Below are 24,855 nucleotides of genomic sequence, written 5' to 3'. Positions count from 1 at the left end.
GGGTAGTCTCGGAATCATCATGGCAGGCACCCGCACGCTCTACGTCGTCACCCACCCCGAGTCCCGCCACCATGTCGAGGGCCGCGTGGGCGGGTGGTTCGACTCGCCCCTGACCGAGCGCGGACGGTCTCAGGCCCGGTCCATCGCCGCCGAGCTGCGCAGGCGGATCCCGACCGATGCCTCGGCGGAGGTGTTCACCTCCGATCTCGCCCGGACCCGGGAAACCGCCGAGGTGGTCGCCGAGGCTCTCGGCACCCGCGCCGAGGTGGCAGCCGGGTTACGCGAGAAATCGTACGGAGTCGCCGAAGGCCGGGAGCAGGCCTGGCTCGATGAGCGGTTCGTCTTTCCGCCGAAGCCCGTCGATGTGTCACCGAAGCCCGACGATGTGTCGGGCGGCGAGCGCATGCTCGATCATCAGGCCCGCCTCGATCATGACGAAGGCATCGAGGGCGCGGAGACGAGGCGGGAGCTCGGCGCACGGGTCTATGCGGCGATGGATGAGATCCTCGCGCGCCCGGCAGGTCATCAGGTCGTCGTCACCCACGGGTTCGCACACACTTTCGTCATCGGTCGGTGGCTCGAGCTGCCGCTCGAGGCGATGGGCTGGGCGGCGTTCGCGGCGCGCTCGGGCTGCATCACGGAGCTGACCGAGGATGCTGTGTTCGGCAATCGCACTCTGCGCCGGCTGGCAGACGTGGACCACCTCGGCGAGAGCTGAACCGGACCACCTCGGCGAGTGCTGAGGCGGCCCGGTGTCAGGTCAGGGGTGCAGCGATACGGTCAGCCGATGATCTCGGCGTCGAAGACGTTGAATGCGGAGTCCCAGCCGTCGTAGGCGCTGGCGTCGGATCCGGAGTCGTCGGGGAGGCCGACGACGGTGAAGGTCATCCGCGTGGTGACGGGGTCGACCTCGTCGAGGATGACGCTGACGAGCGGGGCGTCGTCGATGGCATCGGGACTGCCCCACGTGAAGTCGAGTCGGTGCGGTTCCTCGATGCGGCGGTACCGTCCGGCTGTCGGGAACTCCTGCCCGGTGTCGGGGATGCGCATCGTGTATGTGTAGGTGCCGCCGACGTGGAGGTCGACGGTGACCGATTCCCGCGGGGTGATCAGGGTCTCGGGATGGAACCAGCGGGCCATGGTGTCCGGGTTCGTCCAGGCGTCCCAGACCTGGGCACGGGGTGCGGCGAAGTCCCTGACGATGGTGAAGCTCGGCTGGTCGGTGGCCTCGGTGTCGCTACTGGTGTCGGTGGTGTTCATGATGGTTCTCCTCCTTGAGTCGATCACTGTTCCGATTGTCTTATGTGCTGTGGCGCATCCTCGGCGAGGACATCGTCGAGGGCATCGAAGCGCTGCTGCCATTCCTCGTGTGCTGCCAGCAGCCACTCGGTGGCGCCCGAGAGTCTGTCGGCATTGAGTGAGACGATGCGCCTCTGCGCGCTCTTCGACCGGGTGATGAGTCCGGCGGCTTCGAGAACCTTGAGGTGCTGTGAGACGGCGGGCCGACTGATCGGCAGCGGCTCGGCCAGGTCTCCGGAACTCAGGTCACCGGCGCGGAGACGATCGATGATCGCCCGCCGTGTCGGATCGGCAAGAGCAGCGAAGACCAGATCCAGATTCATTGAAGCACTTCCTTAATTAAGTAGTATCTACAATACAGTTCCTGGTGTCGGTGTCAAGGGTCGATCCCGATGAATTCGCCGTCTCCATCCCCCGCGGACACGGTGGGTTCGGTTCCCGGGTCCGCATCGGCGGCCGGGCCGACTAGGCTGGGAGTGTGCCGCTTCGGCCCACCCGCTGACTCGAGGAGAGACATGGATCGCGATTCGATCGACTGCTGGCTGACCGATATGGACGGTGTCCTGGTCAAGGAGAACAACCCCCTGCCGGGAGCCGCAGAGCTGCTCGCCCAATGGCGCCAGGCAGACATCCCCTACCTGGTGCTGACGAACAACTCCATCTACACCGCTCGTGACCTCTCCGCCCGGCTGCGCTCGAACGGACTCGATGTCCCCGAGTCGAACATCTGGACGTCGGCGATGGCCACCGCGGACTTCCTCTCCAATCAGGTCGAACACGGCACGGCCTTCGTCGTCGGCGAGGCGGGGCTGACCACCGCGATCCACGAGGCCGGGTTCGTCATGACCGAACACGATCCGGAATTCGTCGTCGTCGGTGAGACCCACTCCTATTCGTTCGAGGCGATCACGAAGGCGATCCGCCTCATCGACGCCGGCTCCCGCTTCATCGTCACGAACCCGGATGCCACCGGCCCCAGCCCCGAGGGAGTCCTGCCGGCGACCGGCGCCATCGCCGCACTCATCACGAAGGCCACGAACCGCGAGCCGTATGTCGTGGGCAAGCCGAATCCGATGATGTTCCGCTCGGCCCTGAACCGGATCGGCGCGCACTCGATGAGCACCGCGATGATCGGCGACCGCATGGACACCGACATCATCGCCGGGATGGAAGCGGGCATGCACACAGTCCTCGTGCTCTCCGGAATCTCGACCACCGAGGATGTCCGCCGCTTCCCGTTCCGCCCCAACGAGATCGTCGACGGAGTCCACGAGCTGCTTGATGTGCCGCTGGAGAGCCGCGGAGAGCTCGGCCCCGACACCACCGGCTCCGCCTGAGCGTCGCGAAGTCCCGAGCGCTCAAAGACTCAGGTCGCTGACGGATACTTCTGAGCGCGAAGACTGTCCGATAGTGACCTGAGTTCCGGCGCGCCGGATTCGCAGCTACTGCAGCGCGGAAGTCAGGCGCATGACTGACTCCATATAGCGGCGGCGCCACGGCCGCTTCTCCCACTCCTCCAAGGTGAGTTCTCGGCTGAGATCCTGATAGTCCGCGACGACCTCGATGATGTCTCCGACCAAGTCGCCGCCGGTGGTCAGCAGGCTGATCTCGTAGTTGAGGCCGAAGGAGCGCATGTCCATGTTCGATGAGCCCATGACGGCATAGATGTCGTCGACGATGAAGCACTTCGTGTGCAGCACGGCGGGTTTCGGGTACAGGAAGATCCGCACCCCCGCCTCGAGCAGGGACCGGTAATAGGACGACTGCGCTCGGTCGACCATGTACTGGTCGGCCTGTTCGCTGACGTAGAGTTCCACCTCGACTCCGCGCCGGGCTGCGGTCTCCACTGCGGCCAACAGGGATTCGTCGGGCACGAAGTAGGGGCTGACGATGGCCAGGCGCTCCTGCGCCAGATACATCATCGAGGTGAAGACCTTGAGGTTCGGCGAGGTCGTGAATCCGGGTCCCGAGGGAACCAGCTGCATCGCGCTCGTCGCCCCGCCGACCTCGGGCTCATTGCCGTCGCGTTCGTAGGGTCGGATGCCCAGCGCCTGGCCTGATTCGGAGTACCAGTCAGTGGAGAACGCCGCCTCGATGCCGGCGACGATGGGCCCGGAGAGTTCGACCATGATGTCGTGCCAGCTCCGACCGATCTGCGAGTTCTTCCTGTTGAGGTAACTCGAATCGATCATGTTCTGCGAACCCATCATCGCCCGTTTGCCGTCGATGACGAGCAGTTTGCGGTGGTTGCGCAGGTCGATGCGCCGGGTTTTGCCCCGCCACGGAATGAAAGGGAGCATGAGGTGCCATTCGATGGCGGCTGCGTTCAGTCGCTTGCCCAGCTTGTGGAATCCCGGATACTTCCTCGACCCGATGTGGTCGAAGAGGACACGGACTTCGACCCCTCGCGCCGATGCCCGTTCCAGCGCCCGGAAGAAGACATCAGTCGTCGAATCCCACGCCATGATGTAGATCTCGACGTGGACGTACTGCTCGGCCCCGTCGACGAGTTCGGCCATCCTCGCAATCGACGCATCGTAGTCCGAGAACACCCCGTGGCTGTCGCCGGTGACCATCGGCAGTGCGGTCAGTGCGCGCCCCAGCTGGGCGACGGAGACGAATTCGGGTGCGGCGACCAGCGACGGCGGCACGTCGGGCAGATCATCTGCGCCTTCGTGCATGAGCTCATTGGCTTCGGCCTGGATGCGAGCCCGGCGCTGATTGATATACGGACTGCCGAGCAGCAGGAATGCGGGAATTCCGATGATCGGCACGAACAGGATGAGCAGCAGCCATGCCGATGACGAAGACGGCCGACGGTTCTCCGGCACCACCCCGACCGCGATGATCTTCACGATGTATTCGATGACGATCCACGTCGTCGTCGCCACCGATGCCACCATGCTGAGATCCATCTGCTCCCACTTCCCCTTCGGTAGCCTTCTCACCTCACGGTGTTGTCGGACCAGAATATCGCCCGCCGAGGCGGCCCTGCACGTCCGTACGGGAATGCGGGGCCGCCTCGGCGGGCGATTAAGGATGTGCGAGTTCGGATCAGAGTCCGAGTTCGCGGGCGATGAGCATGAGCTGGACCTCCGTGGTGCCTTCGCCGACTTCGAGGATCTTTGAGTCTCGGTAGTGGCGGGCGACGAGGTATTCGTTCATGAAGCCGTAGCCGCCGTGGATCTGAGTGGCGTCACGCGCATTGTCCATGGCGGCCTCACCGGCGATCATCTTGGCGATGGCGGCTTCCTTCTTGAACGGCAGTCCGGCCAGCATCCGCGAGGCGGCGAGGTAGTACGCCGAACGCGCGGCGACGACACGAGCTTCCATGCGGGCGATCTTGAAGGAGATGCCCTGGAAGTCGGCGATCGGTTTGCCGAAGGCCTGGCGTTCCTTCGCATACTTCACGGATTCGTCGACGCAGCCCTGTGCCGCGCCGACGGACAGCGCGCCGACGGCGATGCGTCCCTCATCGAGGATGCGCAGGAAGTTCGCGTAGCCGCGGCCGCGCTCACCGAGCAGGTTCTCTTCGGGCACCTGCACGTTGTCGAATGTCAGCGGGTGAGTGTCCGAGGAGTTCCAGCCGACCTTGTCATAGGCCGGTTCAGCGGTGAAGCCCGGTGTCCCGGTGGGGATCATGATCGTCGAGATCTCTGGCACTTCGCGGCCCGACTTCGAGGTCCGGGTCCCGGTCACGGCGGTCGCGGTGACCAGCCGGGTGATGTCGGTGCCGGAGTTCGTGATGAAGCACTTGCTGCCGTTGATCGTCCAGGTCCCGCCCTCCAGCGTGGCCTTGGTTCGTGTGCCTCCGGCATCGGATCCGGCTTCGGGTTCGGTCAGACCGAATGCGGCGAGTCCGGAGGCGTCGGTGAGCTGGGGCAGCCATTCTCTCTTCTGCTCTTCGGCGCCGAATCGAAAGATCGGCATCGCACCGAGCGAGACGCCGGCTTCGAGGGTGATGGCCAGCGACTGGTTCACCCGGCCGAGCTCCTCGATGGCCAGGCACAGTGCGAAGTAGTCGCCGCCCATTCCGCCGTACTCTTCGTCGAAGGGCAGGCCGAACAGGCCCATCTGTCCCATCTTCCCGACGAGGTCGTAGGGGAACTCGTGCTTGGCGTCGAGTTCGGCCGAGACGGGCGCGACCTCTTCGTCGGCGAACTTCGCGACGCCCTGGCGCAGGTCTTCGTATTCTTCGGGCAGCATGCCCGGAACAAAGGTTTCCATTGTTTCCTCCCCGCTTGCGGCGTGGTTGTGGTTGAGGTGACTGGTGGTCATTCGGTGGCGGCCTCGACGGCGGCTTCGTCGACGACGGTGGCGAGCACCTCGTCGAGTCCGACCTGGGTGCCTTGGACCGCGGTGACGGTGACGATTCCGGACGCCGGCGCGGTGAGCACGTGCTCCATCTTCATCGCCTCGACCACGACGACTGGGTCTCCCTGGTCGACATGGTCACCGGTGGCGACCTTGATGTCGACGACGGAGCCGGGCATCGGGGCCAGCACATCGGCGCCTTCGAGACCGGGGGTCAGTGAGGTGTCGGCTTGGGGACGGGTGAACGCGTAGACTCCGCGGTCACTGCTGACCCAGATGGTGCGAGCACCGGCGTCGGAGAACATTCGGGCGGTGTACTGAGTATCGGCAACGAGAACCCGCCACAGGCCGCTGTCATCGATCGTGACGTCGTCGACGATCGTTTCGACCTCGGCGACATCTCCCCCGAAGTTCAGCTCCACGCTGGGACGGAAGTTCGGACGCGAGGTTCGCCAGGCAGTGGGCCTCCCCCACGCCGAGGCTGTCGGCGGTCTTCCTGCTGCTGGGCTTCCGGCGGCGCCCGACAGATCCGACTTCGTGATCGCGCCGGTGAGTTCGGTACCTGCACGGCCAGCTGTGACGAGCACCGCGGCGGCTGCGATCTGCCAGTCGACCAAACTCGCCGTGTGGGCCAGCTGATCCTCGCCGAGGTTGTCGATGAGAGACGTATCAAGGTTTCCCGCGACGACCTCTGGCAGGGCGAGCAGGGTCCGCAGGAAGTCGATGTTCGTCACGATCCCCGGCACTGCCGAGGCGGCGAGCGCAGCATCGAGGCGGGCGATCGCGGCGGCCCGGTCTGGCGCATGGACGATGAGTTTGGCGATCATCGGGTCGTAGTCCGAGGCGATCTGCTGTCCGGCGTCGAGGCCGGCGTCGACGCGGACTCCCTCTCCTGCCGGGAAGACGACGTCGAGTGCCCGCCCACCTGTGGGCAGGAATCCGCGCGAGGGATCCTCGGCGTAGATTCTGGCCTCGATCGAGTGCCCGGTCAATGTGATGTCGTCCTGAGTAAGCGGCAGCTCTTCCCCGGCGCCGATGCGCAGCTGGAGTTCGACGAGGTCGATGCCTGTGACCTCTTCGGTCACGGGGTGTTCGACCTGGAGGCGGGTGTTCATCTCCATGAAGAAGAATTCGTCGGGACGATCGGCGCCGACGATGAACTCGACGGTGCCGGCTCCGCGGTACCCCACAGACTTCGCGGTCTCACAGGCCGCTTGCCCGATCCGGGCCCGAGTCGCCTCGTCGAGCAGAGCCGACGGAGCCTCCTCGATGACCTTCTGGTGGCGACGCTGAAGAGAGCATTCCCGCTCGCCGAGGTGGATGACATTGCCGTGGGAATCGGCCATGATCTGGACCTCGATATGGCGCGGGGTCGCGACGAGGCGTTCGAGGAACAGGGTGTCATCGCCGAAGGAGCTCGCTGCCTCACGGCGAGCGGTCTCGAGGGCCGCGGGCAGACTCTCAGCTTCGAAGACGGCATGCATGCCCTTGCCGCCGCCTCCCGCGGAGGGTTTGATGAGGACGGGGAATCCGATGTCGGCCGAGGCGGCGATGAGGGCTTCGTCGCTCATCGCGGCATCCTTCGTGCCGGGCACGAGCGGGACTCCACGGGAGGACACGGCCTGCTTGGCGGTGATCTTGTCACCCATGGTCCGGATCGCGTCGGCACCAGGACCGAGGAAGACGATACCCGCAGCCTGACACGCGGCAGAGAAGTCGGCGTTCTCGGACAGGAACCCGTAGCCGGGGTGGATAGCCTCGGCACCGGTCACCTCGGCGGCGGCGATGACCTTGTCGATGCGCAGGTACGATTCGGAAGCCGCAGCCGGGCCGAGGTGAACGGCAGCGTCGGCGGCCTTGACGTGAGCGGCCTGGGCATCGGCGTCGGAATAGACGGCCACGGTGCGGATGCCCAGACGGCGGCAGGTGCGGATGACGCGCAGGGCGATCTCGCCGCGGTTGGCGATGAGTACTGTGTTGAACATAGTGGGGCTCACATCCTGAAGACGCCGTAGCCGCTGGCTCCCAGCGGGCGTTCCATCGGTCCGAAACGGGCAAGTTCGAGGGCCAGAGACAGCACCTGACGGGTGTCGCCGGGTTCGATGATTCCGTCGTCCCAGAGCCTGGCCGTCGAGTAGTAGGGGTTTCCCTGAGCCTCGTACTGGTCGCGGACGGGCTGCCTGAATGTGTCCTCATCCTCGGCGGACCAGGTCTCACCGCGGGCTTCGATCTGGTCGCGTTTGACGGTGGAGAGGACGCTGGCTGCCTGTTCGCCGCCCATCACGGAGATGCGGGCGTTGGGCCACATCCACAGGAACCTCGGCGAGTAGGCGCGCCCGCACATCGAATAGTTTCCGGCACCGAAGGAACCGCCGATGACGACGGTGAACTTCGGCACGCGGGCGGTGGCGACAGCGTTGACCATCTTCGCTCCGTGCTTGGCGATGCCGCCGGCCTCGTAGTCGCGGCCGACCATGAAACCGGAGATGTTCTGGAGGAAGATGAGCGGAGTGCTGCGCTGGTCGCAGAGTTCGATGAAGTGGGCGCCCTTGACGGCGGACTCGCCGAAGAGGATTCCGTTGTTGGCCACGATCCCCACCGGGTGTCCGTCGAGGTGGGCGAAGCCGGTGACGAGGCTGGTGCCGTATTCTGCCTTGAACTCATGGAATTCGGACCCGTCGACGAGGCGGGCGATGACCTCGCGGACGTCGTAGGGCGTCCGCGAATCCACGGGCACCACAGACGTCAGCTCGGCGGGAGCGTGGGCAGGCTCGCGGGAGTCGATGACATCCCAATTGGCTCCGCCTTTGGACCCGAGGGTCGAGACGACGTCGCGCATAATCTCCAGGGCGTGGGAGTCATTGGCGGCCAGGTGGTCGGTGACGCCGGAGACCCGTGAGTGCAGTGCGCCGCCGCCGAGTTCTTCGGCGGTGACTTCCTCACCCGTGGCTGCCTTGACCAGGGGTGGGCCGCCGAGGAAGATCGTGCCCTGTTCGGAGACGATGATCGATTCGTCGGCCATGGCCGGGACGTAGGCGCCACCAGCGGTACACGAACCCATAACGGCAGCCAGCTGCGGGATGCCTGCGGCAGACAGTGTCGCCTGGTTGTAGAAGATCCGGCCGAAGTGTTCACGGTCGGGGAACACGTCGTCCTGGTTCGGCAGGTTCGCTCCCCCCGAGTCGACGAGGTAGATGCACGGGAGATTGTTCTCCTTCGCGACTTCCTGCGCACGCAGATGCTTCTTCACCGTCACCGGGTAGTAGGTGCCGCCCTTGACCGTGGCGTCGTTGGCGACGATGACGCATTCGCGGCCGGCGACCCGGCCGATGCCGGTGATGATGCCAGCTCCGGGACTCGCGTCGTCGTACATGCCGTTGGCGGCCAGCGGGGAGAGTTCGAGGAAGGGTGTGCCGGGATCGAGGAGATGCTCGACACGATCACGAGGCAGAAGCTTTCCGCGATCGATGTGACGCTGCCTGGCCTTCTCGGAACCGCCGCGGGCCGTGTCCGCAATGCGCTCCCGGAGTTCGGCGATGAGCTCGGCGTGGGCCTCGGAGTTGACCTGCCCCGTCGCCGGACTGACCGCAGTTCCCACTGCTCTCATTCCATCCTCATTTCAGTTAATGATTCTTAACTGACTGCTATGATACTGCTCACAGGCAAAACTGACAACGCACGATCAACACGGTCCACGGATCACCGGACATGTGCGCAGAACGAGGGAGGGAAGTCAGAGATGTCGACCGAAGACACGGCCAGACCCACGGCGCGGGCGGCGGCGAAGGCGGCCAGACGCGAGCAGCTGCTCGAGGTCGCGAAGACGCTCTATGCCCGACACGGCTTCCACGGAGTGCGCCTCGACGACCTGGGTCAGGGTGCGGGGATCTCAGCACCTGCGGTCTATCGGCACTTCTCGTCGAAGGAGGCTGTGCTCGAAGAGCTGCTCGTCGGCATCTCCGCCTATCTGCAGTCCGGAGGTGAGGAGATCGTCGCCGCAGCCTGCGACACCGCCTCGGGGATCTCCCCCACCGAGGCGGCCCGGACCCTGCGCAGCCTCATCGACTTCCACGTCGACTTCGCGATGGGCGAGCCCGAGCTCATCCGCATCCAGGACCGCGACCTCGAGGCGCTGCCGGACGAATCGCGCCGGACCGTGCGCCGCCTGCAGCGTGCCTATGTCAGCCGGTGGGCAGAGGTCGTCGAAGCCGCCCACCCATCGTGGACTCTGGAGACATCCACGGTCCGCGTGCACGCCGCATTCGGAATGATGAATTCGACCCCGCACCAGGCTCGCCGCTCCAGCGCCGAGGTGGTCGGGGTCGAATTGCGTGCCGCTGCCGCGGCGGCGCTGGGGCTCGGTTAATCAGGGGACGATGACGAGCTTTCCGCGAGTGTGGCCTTCGGAGTTGTCGCGGAAGGCCTGCGGCACCTCGTCGAGGCCGTAGGTGCCGGCCACCTCGACGGTCAGCTTACCTTCGTCGGCGAGCTGGCCGAGGCGGGCGGTCTCCGACCCGTCGGGACGGACCCAGATGTAGCGTCCGCCGTGCTCGGCCACGCTGGGATCGGCGACCGAGGCGTGTGCCCCACCCTCGGCGAGGACAGCCAGGGTCGTCTCGAGCTGCTCGCCGACGAAGTCGACGACGCCGTCGACCTTGCCGCCGGCTGCCTCGAGGATACGCTCGACCACCCCGTCGCCGTAGGTCACGGGATCGGCGCCGTGTTCGCGCAGGTAGCCGTGGTTGCGTTCTGAAGCGGTGCCGATGACGCGGGCGCCGTAGGCGGCGGCGATCTGTACGGCGAAGCTGCCCACTCCCCCGGCGGCTCCGTGGACGAGGATGGTCTTTCCCTCGATCTCACCGAGAGCCTCGAGAGTGCGCAGGGCGGTTCCGCCGGCCAGCGGCAGCCCGCCGGCCTGCTCCCAGTTCAGGCTCTTCGGCTTGCGCGCAACGGCGCGGACCGGAACGGCGACCTTTTCGGCGAACGTGCCGGTCGAGAGCACGTCCTTGCGGGCGTAGGCGATGACCTCGTCGCCGATGGAGAATTCGGGGGTGTCGAAGCCGAGGCCGACGACGACCCCGGCGACGTCCCAACCGGGCGTGACCGGGAACTGGGTGGGCATGAAGGCGTCGAGGTGTCCGCCGACGAGCTTCCAGTCGACTGGGTTGACCCCTGCGGCTCTGACCTCGATGAGCACCGAGGCGGGTGGGACTTTGGGAGCTGGGAGGTCCCGGACGGTGATGTCGTCGAAGTTCTCGGTGTAGGCGTCGTAGACTGCGGCACGCATAGCAATGGCCTTCCGGTTGATGTCAGTGCGGCTGAACTCGATGTCAGCGTGACTGGACAACACCGGAAGGCCATGGGGCTATTCCAGCAGGCAGATCCTACTCGTAGGTCTGACCGGTCTTCGCGCGCTCGACCAGCGAAGCCGGCGGGGTGAAGTGCTCGCCGTACTTCGCAGCCAGATCATTCGCCCGGTCGACGAAGCCGGACAGTCCGCCCTCGTACTGGTTGACGTACTGGAGAACGCCACCGGTCCAGGCGGGGAATCCGATGCCGAAGATCGAACCGATGTTCGCATCCGGCACCGAGGTGAGCACTCCCTCGTCGAGGCATTTGATCGTCTCGATCGCCTCGGCGAAGAGCATCCGCTCCTGCAGATCGGCGAAGGGCTGATCGTTCGACCCGGACTCGTACTTTTCGCGCACGCCCTGCCACAGCGTGGTGCGCTTTCCGTTCTCGTCGTAGTCGTAGAAGCCGGCACCGTCCTTGCGTCCGGTCCGACCCTGCTCGACCATCCAGTCGAAGACGGCCTCGGAGGAGTGGGCGACCCAGGTGCCGCCCGCGGCCTCGACCGCGTCGCGGGTCTCCTGATTGATCTTCTGCGACAGCGTCAGCGTGAGTTCGTCGAGCAGCTGCAGAGCACCGGTGGGGTATCCGGCCTGCAGTGCCGCCTGTTCCACACTGGCCGGCTCCACGCCTTCGCCGACGGCAGCGACCGCCTCGGCGATGAAGGTGCCGATGACCCGGGAGGTGAAGAATCCGCGTGAGTCGTTGACGACGATCGGGGTCTTCTTGATCTGCTGCACGAGGTCGAAGGTGCGGGCGAGGACCTCGTCGGAGGTGTTCTCGCCGCAGATGATCTCGACCAGCGGCATCTTGTCGGCCGGTGAGAAGAAGTGGACGCCGATGAAGTCCTTGTTCCGGTTGACTCCCGTGGCCAGTTCCGTGATCGGCAGGGTGGAGGTGTTCGAACCCAGAACTGCGTCGGGCTCGACGACGTCCTGGATCTCCTGAAACACCTTCTGCTTGAGGTCGACGGATTCGAAGACCGCTTCGATGACGAAGTCGACTCCGGCGAAGTCCTCGGCGGAGGCGCTCGGGGTGATCCGGTCGAGGACGGCCTGGGACTTCGCCTCGGTGGTCTTGCCCTTCGCCAGAGCCGATTCCTCACGTTTGGCGGCGTAGGCCTTGCCCTTCTCAGCGCTGGCGAGTTCGACGTCCTTGAGCACAACCTCGATGCCTGATTTCGCTGCGCTGTAGGCGATCGCAGCGCCCATCATTCCGGCGCCGATCACACCGAGCCTCTTGACCTGTCGCGGTGAGACACCGTCGGGTCGTGAGCCGCCGGAGTTGATGTGTCCCAGGTCGAAGAAGAACGCCTTGATCATATTCTTCGCCACCGAGGTGTGGGTGACGTTGACGAAGTAGCGGGATTCGATCGTCAGCGCGGTGTCGATGTCGACCTGGGCGCCTTCGACCGCTGCGGCGACCACGGCTCGCGGAGCCGGCATCGGCGCACCCTTGCCCTGCTTGCGCAGCAGGGACGGCAGTGCGGGAAGCAACGCACCGATCTTCGGCGAGGACGGGGAGCCTCCGGGGATCTTGAAGCCCTTGACGTCCCAGGGCTGCACGGCTTCCGGGTTCTCCTTGATCCAAGCCTTCGCCTTGGATTCGAGTTCGGCCGCGGGGGCGAGTTCGTCGATGAGGCCGAGTGCCTGTGCGTCGGCGGCTTTGAACTTCGTCGACGGCAGGATAGCGTTCTGCAGTGCGGTCTGGATGCCGAGCATGCGCACCGAGCGGGCGACGCCTCCGCCGCCGGGCAGCAGCCCGAGGGAGACTTCAGGGAAGCCGAAGCGGGCGCTCGGGTTGTCATCGGCGGCGATCCGATGGTGAGAGGCAAGGGCGAGTTCGAGTCCGCCGCCCAGTGCCGCACCGCCGAGGGCGGCGACGACCGGCTTGCCGAAGGTCTCGAGGCGGCGCAGCACCTTCTTGAGATGTTCGACGGTCTCGAATTCCTCTGCGGCATGGGCCGGGTCGGCCTCGCGCAGCTTGTTGAGGTTTCCGCCGGCGAAGAAGGTCTTCTTCGGGGAGGTGAGGACGACGCCGGTGATGTCGTCGACGTTGGCCTCGAGCCACTCCACGGTCGCCTCGAGGGCGGCTGCGAAGTAGTCGTTCATGGTGTTGACCTTGGCACCCGGCTCGTCGATGACGACGGTGACGATGCCATCGGCATCGGTGGTGCGCTGGTAGTCGGCAGCGGTGGTTTCAGTGTTCGTCATGTCAGACCCTTTCGATGATCGTCGCGATGCCCATGCCTGCGCCGATGCACAGGGTGACGAGTCCACGTTTGAGGTCGCGGCGTTCGAGTTCGTCGAGGACAGTGCCCAGAATCATGGCGCCGGTGGCTCCCAGCGGGTGGCCCATGGCGATGGCTCCGCCGTTGACGTTGACCTTCTCGTGGGGGATGTCGAGATCCTTCATCCACTTGAGCACGACGGCGGCGAATGCCTCGTTGAGTTCGAACAGATCGATGTCGTCGACGGTCATGCCCGCCTTGTCGAGGGCCTTCTTCGTCGCCGGGGTCGGTCCGGTGAGCATGATGGTGGGTTCGGAGCCGGTGACTGCGGTCGAGACGATGCGGGCGCGGGGCTTCATCCCCATCGTCTGGCCGACTGCCTCGTCGCCGAGGATGACGAGCGAGGCGCCGTCGACGATTCCGGACGAGTTCGCGGCGGTGTGGACGTGGTCGATGGCTTCGACCCAGTGGTACTTCTGCAGAGCCACCTCGTCGAAGCCGGTCTGTGCTGCGAGCTTGGCGAAGGCCGGGGGCAGCTGCGACAGGGATTCCACGGACGAGCCGGGGCGGATGTGCTCGTCACGGTCGAGCACGGTGATGCCGTTGATGTCCTTGACCGGGATGATCGAGTTCTCGAAGAGGTTGTTCTCCCATGCCGCGGCGGCACGCTTCTGCGATTCGGCGGCGAAGGCGTCCACGTCTGCGCGGGTGATGCCTTCTGTGGTGGCGATGAGGTCGGCACCGATGCCCTGCGGGACGAAGTAGGTGTCGTAGTTCGTCGTCGGGTCCTGTGCCCACGCTCCGCCGTCGGATCCCAGCGGCACACGCGACATCGATTCGACGCCGCCGGCGAGGACGAGGTTCTCGAATCCGGAGCCGACCTTCTGGGCGGCGAGGTTGACGGCTTCGAGTCCGGAGGCGCAGAAGCGGTTGACCTGAACACCGGCGACGGACTCGTCGAGTCCCGCGACGATGGCGGCGACGCGGGCGATGTCCGAGCCCTGTTCGCCGACTGGGGACACAACGCCGAGGACGATGTCGTCGATGGCCTTGTCGTCGAGATCAGGGTTGCGCTCACGAACAGCGTCGATGAGCCCGGTCACGAGGTCGATGGGTTTGACGCTGTGCAGCGCACCACCGCGGTTCTTGCCGCGTGGGGTGCGCACTGCGTCATAGATGAACGCTTCGCTCATGTGTTCCTCACAGTCTGGATGGAAGATCGACCACGAGATCTGATCGATCGTTCAGTAACATTCGCACGTCCCATTGTGCCCCGGTTTCGGGTGACGGGCAACACACGCGTTCGAGCCTCGGTGCAGGCGGGAGTGAGCCCGTCCTGCGATCGGGCCCCATAACTTCTTCGATTGGGTTTCGCGGCTTCTCAGACTGGATCTCACGACTTCTTCGGTTGTCGACGAGTTCATGTTTCTTTTGACGACAGAAGTGATTATGATAAATCGACACATCAGCTCGGAATCCCTTGGAGAATCATGTCCTTGACCACCCCTGCCCGCACGAAGTCGGGCTCGAAGCTCTTGGCACTCACTCTGGCCGTCGGCCTCCTCGCCGGCCCCATCGCCGTCGACGCGGCCCCGGCGGAAGCAGCGACGAAGAAGTGCTCGGCCACGATGTCGATCAAGAAGCCGCGCCAGTACTCGAATACCTCTGTCAAAGTCTCGAAGGTCGGTTCGAAGGCCAAGGTGACGACGATCGCCCACTACAAGACGACGAAGACGAAGAAGAAGGCTACCGCATCGAAGAAGGGCAAGGCCTCTCTGAAGTACTACATTTCCGGGGCAACACCGGGCAAGAAGGTTTCCGTGACCGTCACCGCGAAGAAGGGCAAGACGACCTGGAAGTGCTCGACATCGTTCAAGCCGAAGAAGAAGTAGCCCGTTCGCTGCACCTTCGGGCACGGGGACAGGCAATAGACTGGTCTCAGCACGCCTCCGCAGTGCTCGCACGATAGCGATCGAAGGGGTGTCCCAACCCGACCACGAAGGTGCAGCGATCGACCTGGATCTGCCGACACATTCCTCCGGCGCGTTCGAGTTCGACAAGGGACCCTCAACCAGTGTTATCACCGACGAGGAGACGATCAAGGCGGTCCTGCCTGATGTCGTCGAGACCGGGCAGAAGCCAAGCCCGACGACGATGATGATCATCAGCATAGGATCCGGCAGCGAGGACAACATAATCCCCAAGGGCAGGTTCCTGACGAGTGCGGGGTTCGACATGGAGGGGCTGAGATCAGCCGACTGCAATGCCTCCGATCCGCGTAGGCTCCATTGAGGTAGACGATCGGCGTGCCGCGCCCGCCCGAATCGGTGACGAACAGGGCCGTGTCGTCAACGGGAACCAGCCCTGTCCATGGTGGGTCGTCGTTCGTAGTCATACCAGTCTCTTTCGCTGGGTGCGTCGTTCCACGCGCGGAATCGATTCTCACCACTGCACCGCGGACTTTCGTCGGAGCGCGGAGTACCCCGCCCATCTACCGGACGCTTCGCTCAACATGGTCAACCCGAGCCACACGCTGAAGTCCGTCGAGACCGTCCCAAATCGCCACGATCACGACGAGGAGAAGGAAGATCCCAGTAAGTTCCACGGCATCGTCTCCCGTATCAGTCAGTGCGGACGGCGTTTCCGCGAAGAACACACCCTTTGCAGCCAGGACAACGATCGCCGTCGCGGCGGCCACGTTGGCTGCGACGTTGACCAGCGCGAGAGGCTTTGTCCATCTCCTCAATCGCCACATCACCAAGGAGCACAGCGTGCTCACTCCGACGGAGGCGACGATGACGGTCTGCCAGACTACGGCCAGATCCGAGTTGAGGACTTGGACTTGAGAGCCACCGTCAGCGACACCGGAGAACTGCCATACGAGCAGCGCCACAATGGCGATCCCGGACGCCACTGAGACGGACATCCCCGGAGACCCCCGGTGCGACCCGACAGCTGACGGTCTGTCATATGCGGCCCCAGATCGCTTTCTCACCATGAGCGCACCTTCACGCCCTGATGCCTGCGGACGCAGCAACGAGCATGAAAGCTCCGGCTGTGATTCCGCTTGCGACCAGAACGGTCAGAATCACGGTCGAGATCCTCCATTGCACGGGTGGGACCAGACGCACGATCATCAGACTAAGCGGCACGAGGAGAGCGAGGCCGCTGATCAGGCCCGGCATCACCGACCACGACAGCAGACTGAAGACCGAGTGGCTCACCGCGTTGGCGATGAGTGCATACGCCACACACACCAGAACCTCGGCACTCCAGGTTGGACGGACGATGATCGCGAAGAGCGCAAGGGCAACGACGGCACCAGCTACCAGAGCGAGCACAAGGCCGAATTCGCTCCTGTCACCGTGCAATGAGCTCCCAGGAAACCACGGATGCGCGGCAATCCAGCCCGACATATCGAGCAGCCATTCCTCGGTGTTGTGCACCACGACGGAGACAGCGACTGCCAGCCACAGCATTGTCTGGCCGATTGCATCGCCAATCGCGGAATGGTCTTTGTGTCCGACTGCCGCCGAAGTCATAATCATCACTGCTCCCTTACAGTTGTATTGTTCGACCATACGACTGTAACCTGGGGTTGTGAGCGATTCAAGAGGCGGCAAGAACAGATTGGCGGAAGCACTCCAGCGCGTTGTGGCGCGGGATGGGATCGCGGGGGTGAGCGTCCGCTCGGTCGCCGCAGAAGCCGGCGTCACCGCGGGAGGAGTCCAGCACCATTTCCCGACCCGCGCCGAGATGATCCGCTATGCCATGGCGCAGACTTCAGCGACCGTCGAAAACCGTCTGTCACGCCGTCCGCGGTGGGGCGATGTTCACGGGTGGACGAAGGAGATCCTGCTTGACCTACTGCCTTTGGACGCCGAACGTCGCCGCGAATACATGGTCTGGTTGGCATTCGTCGCCCATGCCGAAACGGACCCGAGGCTGACGGAGCTCAAGCAGCAGACCGATTCCAAGCTTCACAGTCTCTACTCGAGAATCGTCCGCGCACGTCGGGGAATCCCGATCCCTGAGAACGAGGAAACGGAAAGCTCCGTGGACGCAGACGTCGAGCAGGACGCATTACTCCTTCAATCACTGATGGATGGCCTCTCCCTCCGGCTGGCGAGATCGGAGGCTGCTGTGGCGAGCGAGCTGGGACCGAGGTTGCTCGACCGATACCTTCGCATCGCCATCGACACCAGATGAGTCTTTGCCGATACCTCCGAGGGCACTGAGAACAACCCAAAGCGCATCGTAACCGCATTCAACCCAAAGCGCATCGTAACCGCATTGTTGTTCGCCGAAGTCCGGAAATCGAAAAGCCCCTCCCCGCCAGTGTTGTTCTTGGTGGGAGGGGCTGTTGCCGAGCCGCCTGCGGGAATCGAACCCGCGACCTATTCATTACGAGTGAATCGCTCTGCCGACTGAGCTAAGGCGGCAACCGACCTAACTTTAGCCAACCAGGACACCGGTGGTCAAAACGAGCGACGAACCGAATCGGCGTCCCCGCGGGGACGTCTGGGACCGCGAATCTGCTCCACCTGCGGTGGGAGCTCTGCGGCGGAAGGACGGGCCACCTCGGTGCCGTCAGACTATGCCGAGAGCGCCGGGTGAAAGAGAAGACGCTAACCTGGACAGGACAGACGATCAGATAGCGCAGAAGGTGACGGTGGCATCCGTGGCAGAGTTCGACTCCGACGACTTCATGAGCGATTTCCAGGCGCTCATCGAATGCGAGTCATTCTCCAACGACCCTTCATCGCTGGCCCGCAGTGCCCGTCTCGTCTCCCGCATCGGCACCGGAATGCTCGGCGCCGCACCTCAGATCATCGAGACCAATGGCCACCCACATGTGCTGTGGCGCTTCGGCAGCGGCCAGCGCAAGGTCGTGCTGATCGGCCACCACGACACCGTCTGGCCGACCGGCACTCTCGCCGATTTCCCCTACTCGGTCAAGGACGGAGTGGTCCGCGGGCCCGGCGCAGACGATATGAAGGGCGGACTGCTCATAGCCGTCTACGCGCTGGCGAAGGTCCGGGCCGAACTCGGCAGGCTTGACGGTGTCAGCCTCCTCATCACCGCCGATGAAGAACTCGGTTCTCCGGGCTCCCGGCAGATCATCGAGGACGAAGCACGCGGGGCGACAGCCGCTCTCGTGTTCGAAAGCGGTGCCGCCGACGGTGCCGTCAAGATCGCTCGCAAGGGTGTTGCGATCTACCAACTCGACGTCACCGGTCTGGCATCGCATGCCGGAGTCGAGCCGGAGAAGGGCATCAATGCCACCATCGAGGTGGCCAACCAAGTCATCGAGATCGCCGCACTGCACAGGCCTGCGGTCGGGACTTCGGTCGTCCCGACCGTGATGACCAGCGGATCGACCACGAATACTGTGCCTGCCAAAGCCGTTGTCGGCATCGACTCCAGAGCCGCCTCGGCGGATGAACAGGTGCGCATCGATGCCGCTCTGCGCGCTCTGCGGCCCACAGTCGCCGGCGCGAAGATCGAGCTCAAGGGCGGAATCAACCGTGCCCCTCTCGAGGAGGACATGGCGATGGGCCTCTACGCCCGGGCCCAACGGCTGGCCGGTCGACTCGGGCATCCCCCGCTGCGGTCGGTCGCCGTCGGCGGAGGGTCCGACGGCAACTTCACCGCCGGGGTCGGAACACCGACCCTTGACGGTCTCGGCACCGTCGGCGGAGGTTCCCACGCCCGAACCGAACATGCCCTGCAGATCTGGATTCCTCGCCGCATCGAACTCACCGCGGCACTCGTCGCAGAGCTCCTCGGCGAGGCCTGAGGCAGTAGCGAGTCCCCAGGCAGCGCGAGCTTCGGCCGTCAGATCGCGTCGGTGCGGTCTTCCTGCAGCCACGGATTCGACAGCAGCACGAAGGCCGCCTCGACGATGAGCACCGGGGACATATTCGTCTGCAAGCGGTGTCTGGCTTCGGTGATGGCGTCGATGCGCAGCAGGGTCGTGTCAGGGCCGTCCCGGTTCGCCTGCTCGGCGATGAGGTCGACCTCGCCGGCATTGATCCACCCGTCACGGATCCCCAGCTGGTAAATGAGGATGTCGCGATAGAGACTCATGAGTTCGAGGAAGATCCGGTCGAGCTCATCATTGCGGGCCCGCACCGAGCGACGCTTCTGCTCCTCCTCGAGCTTCCTGATCTGTGCTCGGGCCGAGGGCGGGATCGTCTTCTCCCCTTCGACGCCCAGAGTGGTCAGAAGCTGAGCGCGTTCGACGGCGTTGCGCTCTTCGACTCGTGCTTTCGCAGTCTCTGCGGCGGCGTCGACGATACGACCGGCCAAGCGGATCGTCGCCCCCACCGAGGTGAGTTTGCCCGGAATAGCGAGGATCTGTTTGCGTTCGGCATCGGCCGACTCGTTGAGCGCCAGGTATTTCGCGCGCCCGATGTGGTTCTGGGCCACGGCCGCGGCCCAATGCGCACGGTCCTCGGAGACGTTGTCGCGCTGCATCAGAAGCTGCGCCACGGCATCCCTGGAGGGAATGCGCAGGCGCACCGGCCGGCACCGCGACCGGATGGTGGTGAGCACGTCGATCGGACTCGGCGCGCACAGCAGCCACACGGTACCCGGAGGCGGCTCTTCGATGGCCTTGAGCAACACGTTCGCGGTGCGTTCCATCATCCGATCGGCGTCTTCGATGATGACGACCCGCCATTTCGAGTTCACCGGCGACGCCTGCGCCTTGGACACGAGCTCACGGACCTCTTCGATCGAGATGACCGACTTCTGGGTCGACATGATCGTCAGAGACTCGTGATGGCCCGACAGCACCCGGGCGGTCACTTCGTTGGATTCCGTGCCCCCGGAGATGAGGGCGGCGGCGAAGGCGCGAGCCGCATTCGACCGGCCTGAGCCGGGCGGACCGGTGAACAGCCACGCGTGGGTCATCGCCGCCGGATCGTCCAAGGCATAGCCCAACTGGGTGATGACGTCATCCTGGCCGACGAGTTCGTCAAAGACGCTCACTTCAGGAATCCTCCGGGCTGCTGAACCGCCGACTGTTGCGTTCGCGCTGCCTGCGCAGCCGCTCTCGAGCCTGTCGTTCGATCTCCGCCTGGGCCTGCAGCCGTTCACGGCTCATCTCCCGTGCGCTGCGGACCGGCAGGACCGTGGTCTCTGCGTCACCAGCGTCCGCCGGGTCCTCGGCCAATTCGTCGGCTGAGTCGCCCGTCTCAGCATCAGCGGTCGATTCGGCGTCGAGATCGTCCGAAGCCCCGCTGCTCGGTTCTGCACGGTGGACCACTCGGGTTTCGGCTTCTTCGGCATCGTCGCGATTGACGATTCGGGTCTCCGCGTCTTCGTCCGCGGCGATTCGGTCTGTCGGCACGCCTTCGGCATCGTCGCTGTCGTCGATGAGCGCTTCCGAGGTGGCTCCTCGGGCTGGAAGCACCGTTGTCGCCGCGTCCTCGTCGACCCCAGCCGATCCCGAGTCATCGGTCTCCGCCTCAGAATCGTCCGCTGCCGCCGAGTGTGTTTCGACTCGGTCTGCAGGTTCCTGCCCATTCGAGGAGGCGGCCGGGTCCTCCCGCAGATCGGCTCCGAGGTCGACGCGTTCAGTGGGAACGGCACCCGAGATCTCAGCCTCGGCGTCGGAGATGGCAGAGGGGACGAAACGATCTCCGGAAGCGGGGACGAAGTGGGGTCCACGCTCATGCACCCCCTCATCGCTGCTCGCATCATCGTCTTGTGTGTCGTCAGCGGCCGCTTCGGCGGTCGCGTCGCTGCCGTCGGCGTCGTTGTCTGCATCGCGGTGGTCAGCCTCAGCTGCACGGCTGTCATCGGAGAGGTCTTCATCGCTGTCGGCGGCTGCTCCGGCAGTGCTCTCTTCGGGCACTGCTCCGGCGGCTACGGCAGCGATGGGTACGGAACCGCGTTCTGGGCCGCTGTCGGCCTCAGCGTTCGAAGTGGAGGCGGGGGCCTCCTCGGTGCCGGTGTCGCGTTTGACCATGGTCTGCGGAAGGCGGGCACGGATGGCGGCGAGGATCTGTTCGGTCAGCTCATCGGCATCGATCGACGCATCGAAGACGAGGTACCTGTCGAGTTCTTTGTGTGCACGGGACAGGTAAGTCTGACGAACCCGCTGGTGGAACTGCTGATTCTCCTCGTCGAGGTAGTTGCTTTCACCGCGTCTGCCCATCCGCTCCGCGGCAACCTCGGGTTCGATGTCGAGGACGATCGTCAGGTTCGGCACGAGTCCCTGGGTGGCCCACCGGCTCAGCGCGAGGATCGTCTTCTCGTCGAAGCTGCGACCGGCCGACTGGTAGGCGATCGTCGAATCGATGTACCGATCGGTGATGACGATATTTCCGGCGTCGAGGCTGGGATCGACTAAGGACGCCACATGATGGGCGCGGTCGGCGGCGAAGAGCAGGGCTTCGGTGCGTGGGCTCGGCGGGTCCGAGTCGAAGAGGACGGAACGGATCTTCGTCCCCAGTTCGGTGCCGCCGGGTTCGCGAGTGGATTCCACGTGATAGCCGTCATCGGCCAGGGCAGCGGAGATGCGTTTGATCTGCGTGGACTTGCCGGATCCGTCGCCGCCTTCGATGGCGATGAAGAACCCTGCGCCGAGGCGTTCGGCCGAATTTCCGAGTCCGCCGGCTGCGGTCTCGGGCTGGGTGGGTGGCCGGAATCCGTGGACGATGTCGACGGACAGTCCCTGCAGTTTGTGCGGGTCGAAGGTGAAGAGTCCGATGGTTCCGGCGATGAGGGCGGCGATGCCGAAGATGAGGAATGCCACGTCGCTGGGCGCCAGCACCCAGTCGGGGCTCGATCCGACTTCGACCGTGCCGCCGAGGTCGAGTGCGTTGATCACCAGTGCCAGGCCGGCACCGGCGACCGCCCCGTAACGGCGGGAGAAGTCATAGGGCTGAGCACGCACGCCGATGCCGACGAGGAACGCGATCGCGGCCGAGAGCACGACCTTGCCGGAGAGTTCGTTGATTCCGCCGGTGGCCAGCAACAGCACTCCCGAGACGAGCAGAGCGAACGTCGACACACGCGGACGGGACATTCCGGGGGCGAACGTCGGTCCCATCTCGAATCCGATGGCCCATCCGACGAGGCAGCAGGCGATGATGAGCGCGAAACCGGCCTGACCGTAGCCGTGGCCGATCGCTGTCGGCTGAGCGAGCATGAAGGTGGCGCCGAGGACGACGAAGAGGCCGATGCACACCCACGGATTCGCGATCGCTTCGGCGGGACGTGCCACCCGGGCTTTGAGTTCGGGGAACTGTCCGGTCGTCGCGGACTCCGCGTGCAGCGCGCGTTCGGGCGTGAGGAAGATGATGACGGAGCCGGCGGCCATGCCGATGCCCACCAGCAGAGCCACCCACCCGAGCGATTGAGTGCCGGCAGTGGATCCGCCGAGGATCTGGAAGGCACAGGAGACGAAGACGAGGACCGCTGCGGGAATGCCGACACGGCGCCACGGCTTCTCGTGTCTGAACGGGTTGATACTCATGAGCAGGCCCACCACGGCACCGAGGAACAATGCTGCGACCCAGGTCAGCCAGGCGCTGGGCGCAAGGCTGAGGACGACGAGGAGTGCGGCTTCGATGACCGCGGAGATGCTCAGAGCGGTCTTGCGCACCGCCGGCGGTCGGGAGGCGAAGACCTTTGCGGGGATGAAGAGACCGGCACAGGAGAGGGCGAAGACGATGAGCAGCGACAGACTGCCCATCTGATTGTCGAACCCTCCGGCGCTGATGGACTCCCCCATCGCGGTGAAGGCGCGTCCGCCCACCGTCGCGACGAGTCCGCTGGTTCCTGCCACGACGTAGCCGATCGCGACAAGCGCGATCAGGGCACCCCAGGCGGCGGTCTCGGTGACCAATCGGCCGGGGGCTCCGGGCAGTCGGTGTCCTGTAGTCGTCAACATGCTCACAGCCCTACACTATCTGCCCCGACTGACATATCTCTTGGAACGGAGTGCGATCTGCGACATCCCGAACACGGCTGAAGCCTGCCGATCCTCTACTCTTGAACTCGTGCACACAGACAGACTGGCGATGACCACGGTGGCTGCAGAAGGCCTGGGACCCGTGGAGGAACTCGCCTTCGCCCGCGTCCTCCTCGATTCGGTCAAGGCGGGACGTCGCGGGGCTACCCTGCGGATGTACCGACCGGCCCCGACCTTGGCGTTCGGTGCCCGGGATCGTTTCCTGCCCGGTTTCGCCACCGCGATCGAAGCGGCACGGGACCACGGTTTCACGCCTGCCCTGCGCAGCCTCGGCGGGCGTGCGGCGGCGTATCATCCGGGTTCGCTGGTCATCGATCACATCGAACCGAGTGATTCATTCATCACGAACACCAATGCCCGGTTCACCGGTTTCGGGCAGGACTATGTCGAGGTGCTGCTGGGGCTGGGCATCGATGCCCGCCTCGGTGAGATTCCCGGCGAATACTGTCCCGGCGAGCACAGCGTCAACGTGGCTGGACGGATCAAGGCGATCGGCACCGCTCAGAGGGTGGTCTCCGGCGCCTGGCTCTTCTCCTCGTCCGTCGTCGTCGAGGACCCCGATCCGATCCGCGCAGTGCTCACCGATGTCGAAGCCGCACTCGGAATCGAATGGGACCCGTCGACGGGCGGATCGATCAGTGAGATCCATCCCGAGGTGACGATCGATTCCGTCGCCGAGGCATTCGCCGCCTTCTACTCCGACGCGGATCCGCATTCACCCCTGTCCCCCACCGCCGAGGAGCTCGCCGAGGTGGCCGCCCATGCGGACAGGCACCGGCTCTGAAGCCGGTGGCGGATGCTGAGTGCGGCGAAGGTCGGGGACTCAGTACGAATTTCGGAACCCGAATGACATTGACCGAACGACATTGGGAGCAGACACCATGACCGTCACCGTTCGTGAAGCAGGGTCTGCGGACCTGCCTGACATCCTGCGACTCGTCCATGCACTGGCCGTCTATGAGAAGGAGCCGGATGCTGTCGAGGCCACCGAGGCGGATTTCGCGGCAGTGATGTTCCCCGACGATGGCCGTGCGAACACGTTCGGGGTCGTGGCCGAGTCGGCCGGCGAGGTCATCGGCATCGCGATCTGGTTCCATTCGTTCTCTACCTGGACGGGCAAGAACGGCATCTGGCTCGAGGATCTCTTCGTGGCTCCCGAACATCGTGGCTCGGGTGCTGGGAAGGCGCTGCTCGGTCGGCTGGCCCAGATCTGCCAGGAGCGTGGACTGACTCGGCTCGAGTGGTGCGTGCTCAAGTGGAACACACCCTCGATCGGATTCTACGAATCGCTGGGAGCCGAGCCGCAGGACGAATGGGAGACCTATCGCCTCGATGGGCAGGCACTCACCGACTTCGCGGATTCGTCGCGCGGCTGACGCGATCGCAGGAACGCACGTCGAGAAACCTCAACGGCTCCGAGCGGCGACGTCTCGTGTCTACCGGCCGGCCGAGTCGCACAGCTGACGCCGCTGCTGCGGCTGCGGTGGCCTCTATGTCGAGGTCAGTCTCAGGAACCCGCGATTGTCTGGTCGATCCAACGCGTTCTCGGCGCTTGGGTTCAAGGAGTCGTCGCAACACCTCCAGTGAGGAGGATGTTGCCATGGTCCGTCCCGGACCCCGTTCCCTGCCAAGCACGGTCGAGGCCCAATTCTGGGACCTGATCAGGACAGGGTTA

At 64.8% G+C, this 24,855-nt stretch carries 22 protein-coding genes and 1 tRNA gene; 9 read left to right on the top strand and 14 right to left on the bottom strand.

The features are described 5' to 3' along the window. Positions 1 to 19: 19 nt before the first annotated feature. Positions 20 to 718 carry a histidine phosphatase family protein gene (locus EB835_RS11815; RefSeq protein WP_135809672.1) on the top strand — a complete coding sequence of 233 codons (699 nt, stop codon included), beginning with the start codon at positions 20 to 22 and terminating at the stop codon, positions 716 to 718. Between the two features lie 62 nt (positions 719 to 780). On the opposite strand, the gene EB835_RS11810 is transcribed toward EB835_RS11815, so the two are convergent. Both EB835_RS11810 and EB835_RS11805 read right to left on the bottom strand, forming a co-directional pair. Then, the gene (locus EB835_RS11810) at positions 781 to 1,260 is read right to left on the bottom strand and encodes an SRPBCC family protein (protein ID WP_135809671.1); all 480 of its coding nucleotides are present in this window, start codon (positions 1,258 to 1,260) and stop codon (positions 781 to 783) included. Positions 1,261 to 1,283: 23 nt separating this feature from the next. After that, positions 1,284 to 1,622 (bottom strand): ArsR/SmtB family transcription factor, encoded by a 339-nt coding sequence (locus EB835_RS11805; protein ID WP_135809670.1) that lies wholly within the window; start codon positions 1,620 to 1,622, stop codon positions 1,284 to 1,286. A 192-nt stretch (positions 1,623 to 1,814) separates the two neighbouring features. Here EB835_RS11805 and EB835_RS11800 point away from each other — a divergent pair, with 192 nt between their 5' ends. Continuing rightward, entirely contained in the window at positions 1,815 to 2,636 is an 822-nt protein-coding gene (locus EB835_RS11800) for an HAD-IIA family hydrolase (protein ID WP_135809669.1), read from the top strand. 105 nt (positions 2,637 to 2,741) lie between these two features. Here EB835_RS11800 and cls read toward each other — a convergent pair whose 3' ends face one another. The 4 genes from cls to EB835_RS11780 form a co-directional block, all read right to left on the bottom strand. Continuing rightward, positions 2,742 to 4,214, bottom strand: coding sequence for a cardiolipin synthase (gene cls, locus EB835_RS11795; protein ID WP_135809668.1), 1,473 nt, complete (start codon positions 4,212 to 4,214; stop codon positions 2,742 to 2,744). A 139-nt stretch (positions 4,215 to 4,353) separates the two neighbouring features. Continuing rightward, positions 4,354 to 5,526 (bottom strand): acyl-CoA dehydrogenase family protein, encoded by a 1,173-nt coding sequence (locus tag EB835_RS11790; protein ID WP_135809667.1) that lies wholly within the window; start codon positions 5,524 to 5,526, stop codon positions 4,354 to 4,356. A 47-nt stretch (positions 5,527 to 5,573) separates the two neighbouring features. Continuing rightward, positions 5,574 to 7,598 (bottom strand): acetyl/propionyl/methylcrotonyl-CoA carboxylase subunit alpha, encoded by a 2,025-nt coding sequence (locus EB835_RS11785; protein ID WP_135809666.1) that lies wholly within the window; start codon positions 7,596 to 7,598, stop codon positions 5,574 to 5,576. Positions 7,599 to 7,606: 8 nt separating this feature from the next. Continuing rightward, positions 7,607 to 9,220 carry a carboxyl transferase domain-containing protein gene (locus tag EB835_RS11780; protein WP_135809665.1) on the bottom strand — a complete coding sequence of 538 codons (1,614 nt, stop codon included), beginning with the start codon at positions 9,218 to 9,220 and terminating at the stop codon, positions 7,607 to 7,609. A gap of 132 nt (positions 9,221 to 9,352) precedes the next feature. Here EB835_RS11780 and EB835_RS11775 point away from each other — a divergent pair, with 132 nt between their 5' ends. Next, positions 9,353 to 9,979 carry a TetR/AcrR family transcriptional regulator gene (locus EB835_RS11775; protein ID WP_135809664.1) on the top strand — a complete coding sequence of 209 codons (627 nt, stop codon included), beginning with the start codon at positions 9,353 to 9,355 and terminating at the stop codon, positions 9,977 to 9,979. On the opposite strand, the gene EB835_RS11770 is transcribed toward EB835_RS11775, so the two are convergent. The 3 genes from EB835_RS11770 to EB835_RS11760 form a co-directional block, all read right to left on the bottom strand. Continuing rightward, the gene (locus EB835_RS11770; protein ID WP_135809749.1) at positions 9,980 to 10,900 is read right to left on the bottom strand and encodes an NADP-dependent oxidoreductase; all 921 of its coding nucleotides are present in this window, start codon (positions 10,898 to 10,900) and stop codon (positions 9,980 to 9,982) included. Positions 10,901 to 10,997: 97 nt separating this feature from the next. Continuing rightward, entirely contained in the window at positions 10,998 to 13,175 is a 2,178-nt protein-coding gene (locus tag EB835_RS11765; RefSeq protein ID WP_135809663.1) for a 3-hydroxyacyl-CoA dehydrogenase NAD-binding domain-containing protein, read from the bottom strand. Position 13,176: 1 nt separating this feature from the next. Next, the gene (locus tag EB835_RS11760) at positions 13,177 to 14,385 is read right to left on the bottom strand and encodes an acetyl-CoA C-acetyltransferase (protein WP_135809662.1); all 1,209 of its coding nucleotides are present in this window, start codon (positions 14,383 to 14,385) and stop codon (positions 13,177 to 13,179) included. Positions 14,386 to 14,682: 297 nt separating this feature from the next. Here EB835_RS11760 and EB835_RS11755 point away from each other — a divergent pair, with 297 nt between their 5' ends. Together EB835_RS11755 and EB835_RS11750 are read left to right on the top strand one after the other, a co-directional pair. Then, a complete protein-coding gene (locus EB835_RS11755) occupies positions 14,683 to 15,084 on the top strand; it encodes a hypothetical protein (protein WP_135809661.1) in 402 nt (133 codons plus the stop codon). Between the two features lie 88 nt (positions 15,085 to 15,172). Continuing rightward, positions 15,173 to 15,484, top strand: a complete 312-nt coding sequence (locus EB835_RS11750) for a hypothetical protein (protein WP_135809660.1) — start codon at positions 15,173 to 15,175, stop codon at positions 15,482 to 15,484. A gap of 199 nt (positions 15,485 to 15,683) precedes the next feature. Here EB835_RS11750 and EB835_RS11745 read toward each other — a convergent pair whose 3' ends face one another. Further along, positions 15,684 to 16,118 carry a hypothetical protein gene (locus EB835_RS11745; RefSeq protein ID WP_135809659.1) on the bottom strand — a complete coding sequence of 145 codons (435 nt, stop codon included), beginning with the start codon at positions 16,116 to 16,118 and terminating at the stop codon, positions 15,684 to 15,686. Between the two features lie 82 nt (positions 16,119 to 16,200). Further along, positions 16,201 to 16,815 carry an HXXEE domain-containing protein gene (locus EB835_RS11740; RefSeq protein ID WP_135809658.1) on the bottom strand — a complete coding sequence of 205 codons (615 nt, stop codon included), beginning with the start codon at positions 16,813 to 16,815 and terminating at the stop codon, positions 16,201 to 16,203. On the opposite strand from EB835_RS11740, the gene EB835_RS11735 reads away from it, so the two are divergent. Continuing rightward, a complete protein-coding gene (locus EB835_RS11735; RefSeq protein ID WP_135809657.1) occupies positions 16,793 to 17,401 on the top strand; it encodes a TetR/AcrR family transcriptional regulator in 609 nt (202 codons plus the stop codon). The genes EB835_RS11740 and EB835_RS11735 overlap by 23 nt on opposite strands. A 160-nt stretch (positions 17,402 to 17,561) precedes the next feature. Here EB835_RS11735 and EB835_RS11730 read toward each other — a convergent pair. Beyond that, a tRNA-Thr gene (locus tag EB835_RS11730) sits at positions 17,562 to 17,634 on the bottom strand. Between the two features lie 230 nt (positions 17,635 to 17,864). Between EB835_RS11730 and EB835_RS11725 the strand changes: the two genes are divergently transcribed. Continuing rightward, positions 17,865 to 18,992 carry a M20/M25/M40 family metallo-hydrolase gene (locus EB835_RS11725; RefSeq protein WP_346763152.1) on the top strand — a complete coding sequence of 376 codons (1,128 nt, stop codon included), beginning with the start codon at positions 17,865 to 17,867 and terminating at the stop codon, positions 18,990 to 18,992. A gap of 38 nt (positions 18,993 to 19,030) precedes the next feature. Here EB835_RS11725 and EB835_RS11720 read toward each other — a convergent pair whose 3' ends face one another. Together EB835_RS11720 and tmk are read right to left on the bottom strand one after the other, a co-directional pair. Further along, positions 19,031 to 20,188 (bottom strand): DNA polymerase III subunit delta', encoded by a 1,158-nt coding sequence (locus EB835_RS11720; RefSeq protein WP_135809656.1) that lies wholly within the window; start codon positions 20,186 to 20,188, stop codon positions 19,031 to 19,033. Between the two features lies 1 nt (position 20,189). Further along, entirely contained in the window at positions 20,190 to 23,099 is a 2,910-nt protein-coding gene (gene tmk, locus EB835_RS11715; protein ID WP_135809655.1) for a dTMP kinase, read from the bottom strand. 109 nt (positions 23,100 to 23,208) lie between these two features. Here tmk and EB835_RS11710 point away from each other — a divergent pair, with 109 nt between their 5' ends. Next, the gene (locus EB835_RS11710; protein WP_240688706.1) at positions 23,209 to 23,964 is read left to right on the top strand and encodes a lipoate--protein ligase family protein; all 756 of its coding nucleotides are present in this window, start codon (positions 23,209 to 23,211) and stop codon (positions 23,962 to 23,964) included. A gap of 97 nt (positions 23,965 to 24,061) precedes the next feature. Beyond that, a complete protein-coding gene (locus EB835_RS11705; protein WP_135809654.1) occupies positions 24,062 to 24,556 on the top strand; it encodes a GNAT family N-acetyltransferase in 495 nt (164 codons plus the stop codon). Positions 24,557 to 24,855 lie beyond the last annotated feature (299 nt).

It is taken from the genome of Brevibacterium sp. S22, assembly GCF_004745485.1.
Classification (GTDB): domain Bacteria; phylum Actinomycetota; class Actinomycetes; order Actinomycetales; family Brevibacteriaceae; genus Brevibacterium.
This window is presented reverse-complemented; position numbering and strand designations above follow the sequence as displayed.

Excerpts from the sequence above, each read along its gene's own strand:
- EB835_RS11815 (WP_135809672.1), top strand. The coding sequence starts at position 20 with ATGGCAGGCACCCGCACGCTCTACGTCGTCACCCACCCCGAGTCCCGC.
- EB835_RS11810 (WP_135809671.1), bottom strand. The coding sequence starts at position 1,260 with ATGAACACCACCGACACCAGTAGCGACACCGAGGCCACCGACCAGCCG.
- EB835_RS11805 (WP_135809670.1), bottom strand. The coding sequence starts at position 1,622 with ATGAATCTGGATCTGGTCTTCGCTGCTCTTGCCGATCCGACACGGCGG.
- EB835_RS11800 (WP_135809669.1), top strand. The coding sequence starts at position 1,815 with ATGGATCGCGATTCGATCGACTGCTGGCTGACCGATATGGACGGTGTC.
- cls (WP_135809668.1), bottom strand. The coding sequence starts at position 4,214 with ATGGATCTCAGCATGGTGGCATCGGTGGCGACGACGACGTGGATCGTC.
- EB835_RS11790 (WP_135809667.1), bottom strand. The coding sequence starts at position 5,526 with ATGGAAACCTTTGTTCCGGGCATGCTGCCCGAAGAATACGAAGACCTG.
- EB835_RS11785 (WP_135809666.1), bottom strand. The coding sequence starts at position 7,598 with ATGTTCAACACAGTACTCATCGCCAACCGCGGCGAGATCGCCCTGCGC.
- EB835_RS11780 (WP_135809665.1), bottom strand. The coding sequence starts at position 9,220 with ATGAGAGCAGTGGGAACTGCGGTCAGTCCGGCGACGGGGCAGGTCAAC.
- EB835_RS11775 (WP_135809664.1), top strand. The coding sequence starts at position 9,353 with ATGTCGACCGAAGACACGGCCAGACCCACGGCGCGGGCGGCGGCGAAG.
- EB835_RS11770 (WP_135809749.1), bottom strand. The coding sequence starts at position 10,900 with ATGCGTGCCGCAGTCTACGACGCCTACACCGAGAACTTCGACGACATC.
- EB835_RS11765 (WP_135809663.1), bottom strand. The coding sequence starts at position 13,175 with ATGACGAACACTGAAACCACCGCTGCCGACTACCAGCGCACCACCGAT.
- EB835_RS11760 (WP_135809662.1), bottom strand. The coding sequence starts at position 14,385 with ATGAGCGAAGCGTTCATCTATGACGCAGTGCGCACCCCACGCGGCAAG.
- EB835_RS11755 (WP_135809661.1), top strand. The coding sequence starts at position 14,683 with ATGTCCTTGACCACCCCTGCCCGCACGAAGTCGGGCTCGAAGCTCTTG.
- EB835_RS11745 (WP_135809659.1), bottom strand. The coding sequence starts at position 16,118 with ATGTCCGTCTCAGTGGCGTCCGGGATCGCCATTGTGGCGCTGCTCGTA.
- tmk (WP_135809655.1), bottom strand. The coding sequence starts at position 23,099 with ATGTTGACGACTACAGGACACCGACTGCCCGGAGCCCCCGGCCGATTG.
- EB835_RS11705 (WP_135809654.1), top strand. The coding sequence starts at position 24,062 with ATGACCGTCACCGTTCGTGAAGCAGGGTCTGCGGACCTGCCTGACATC.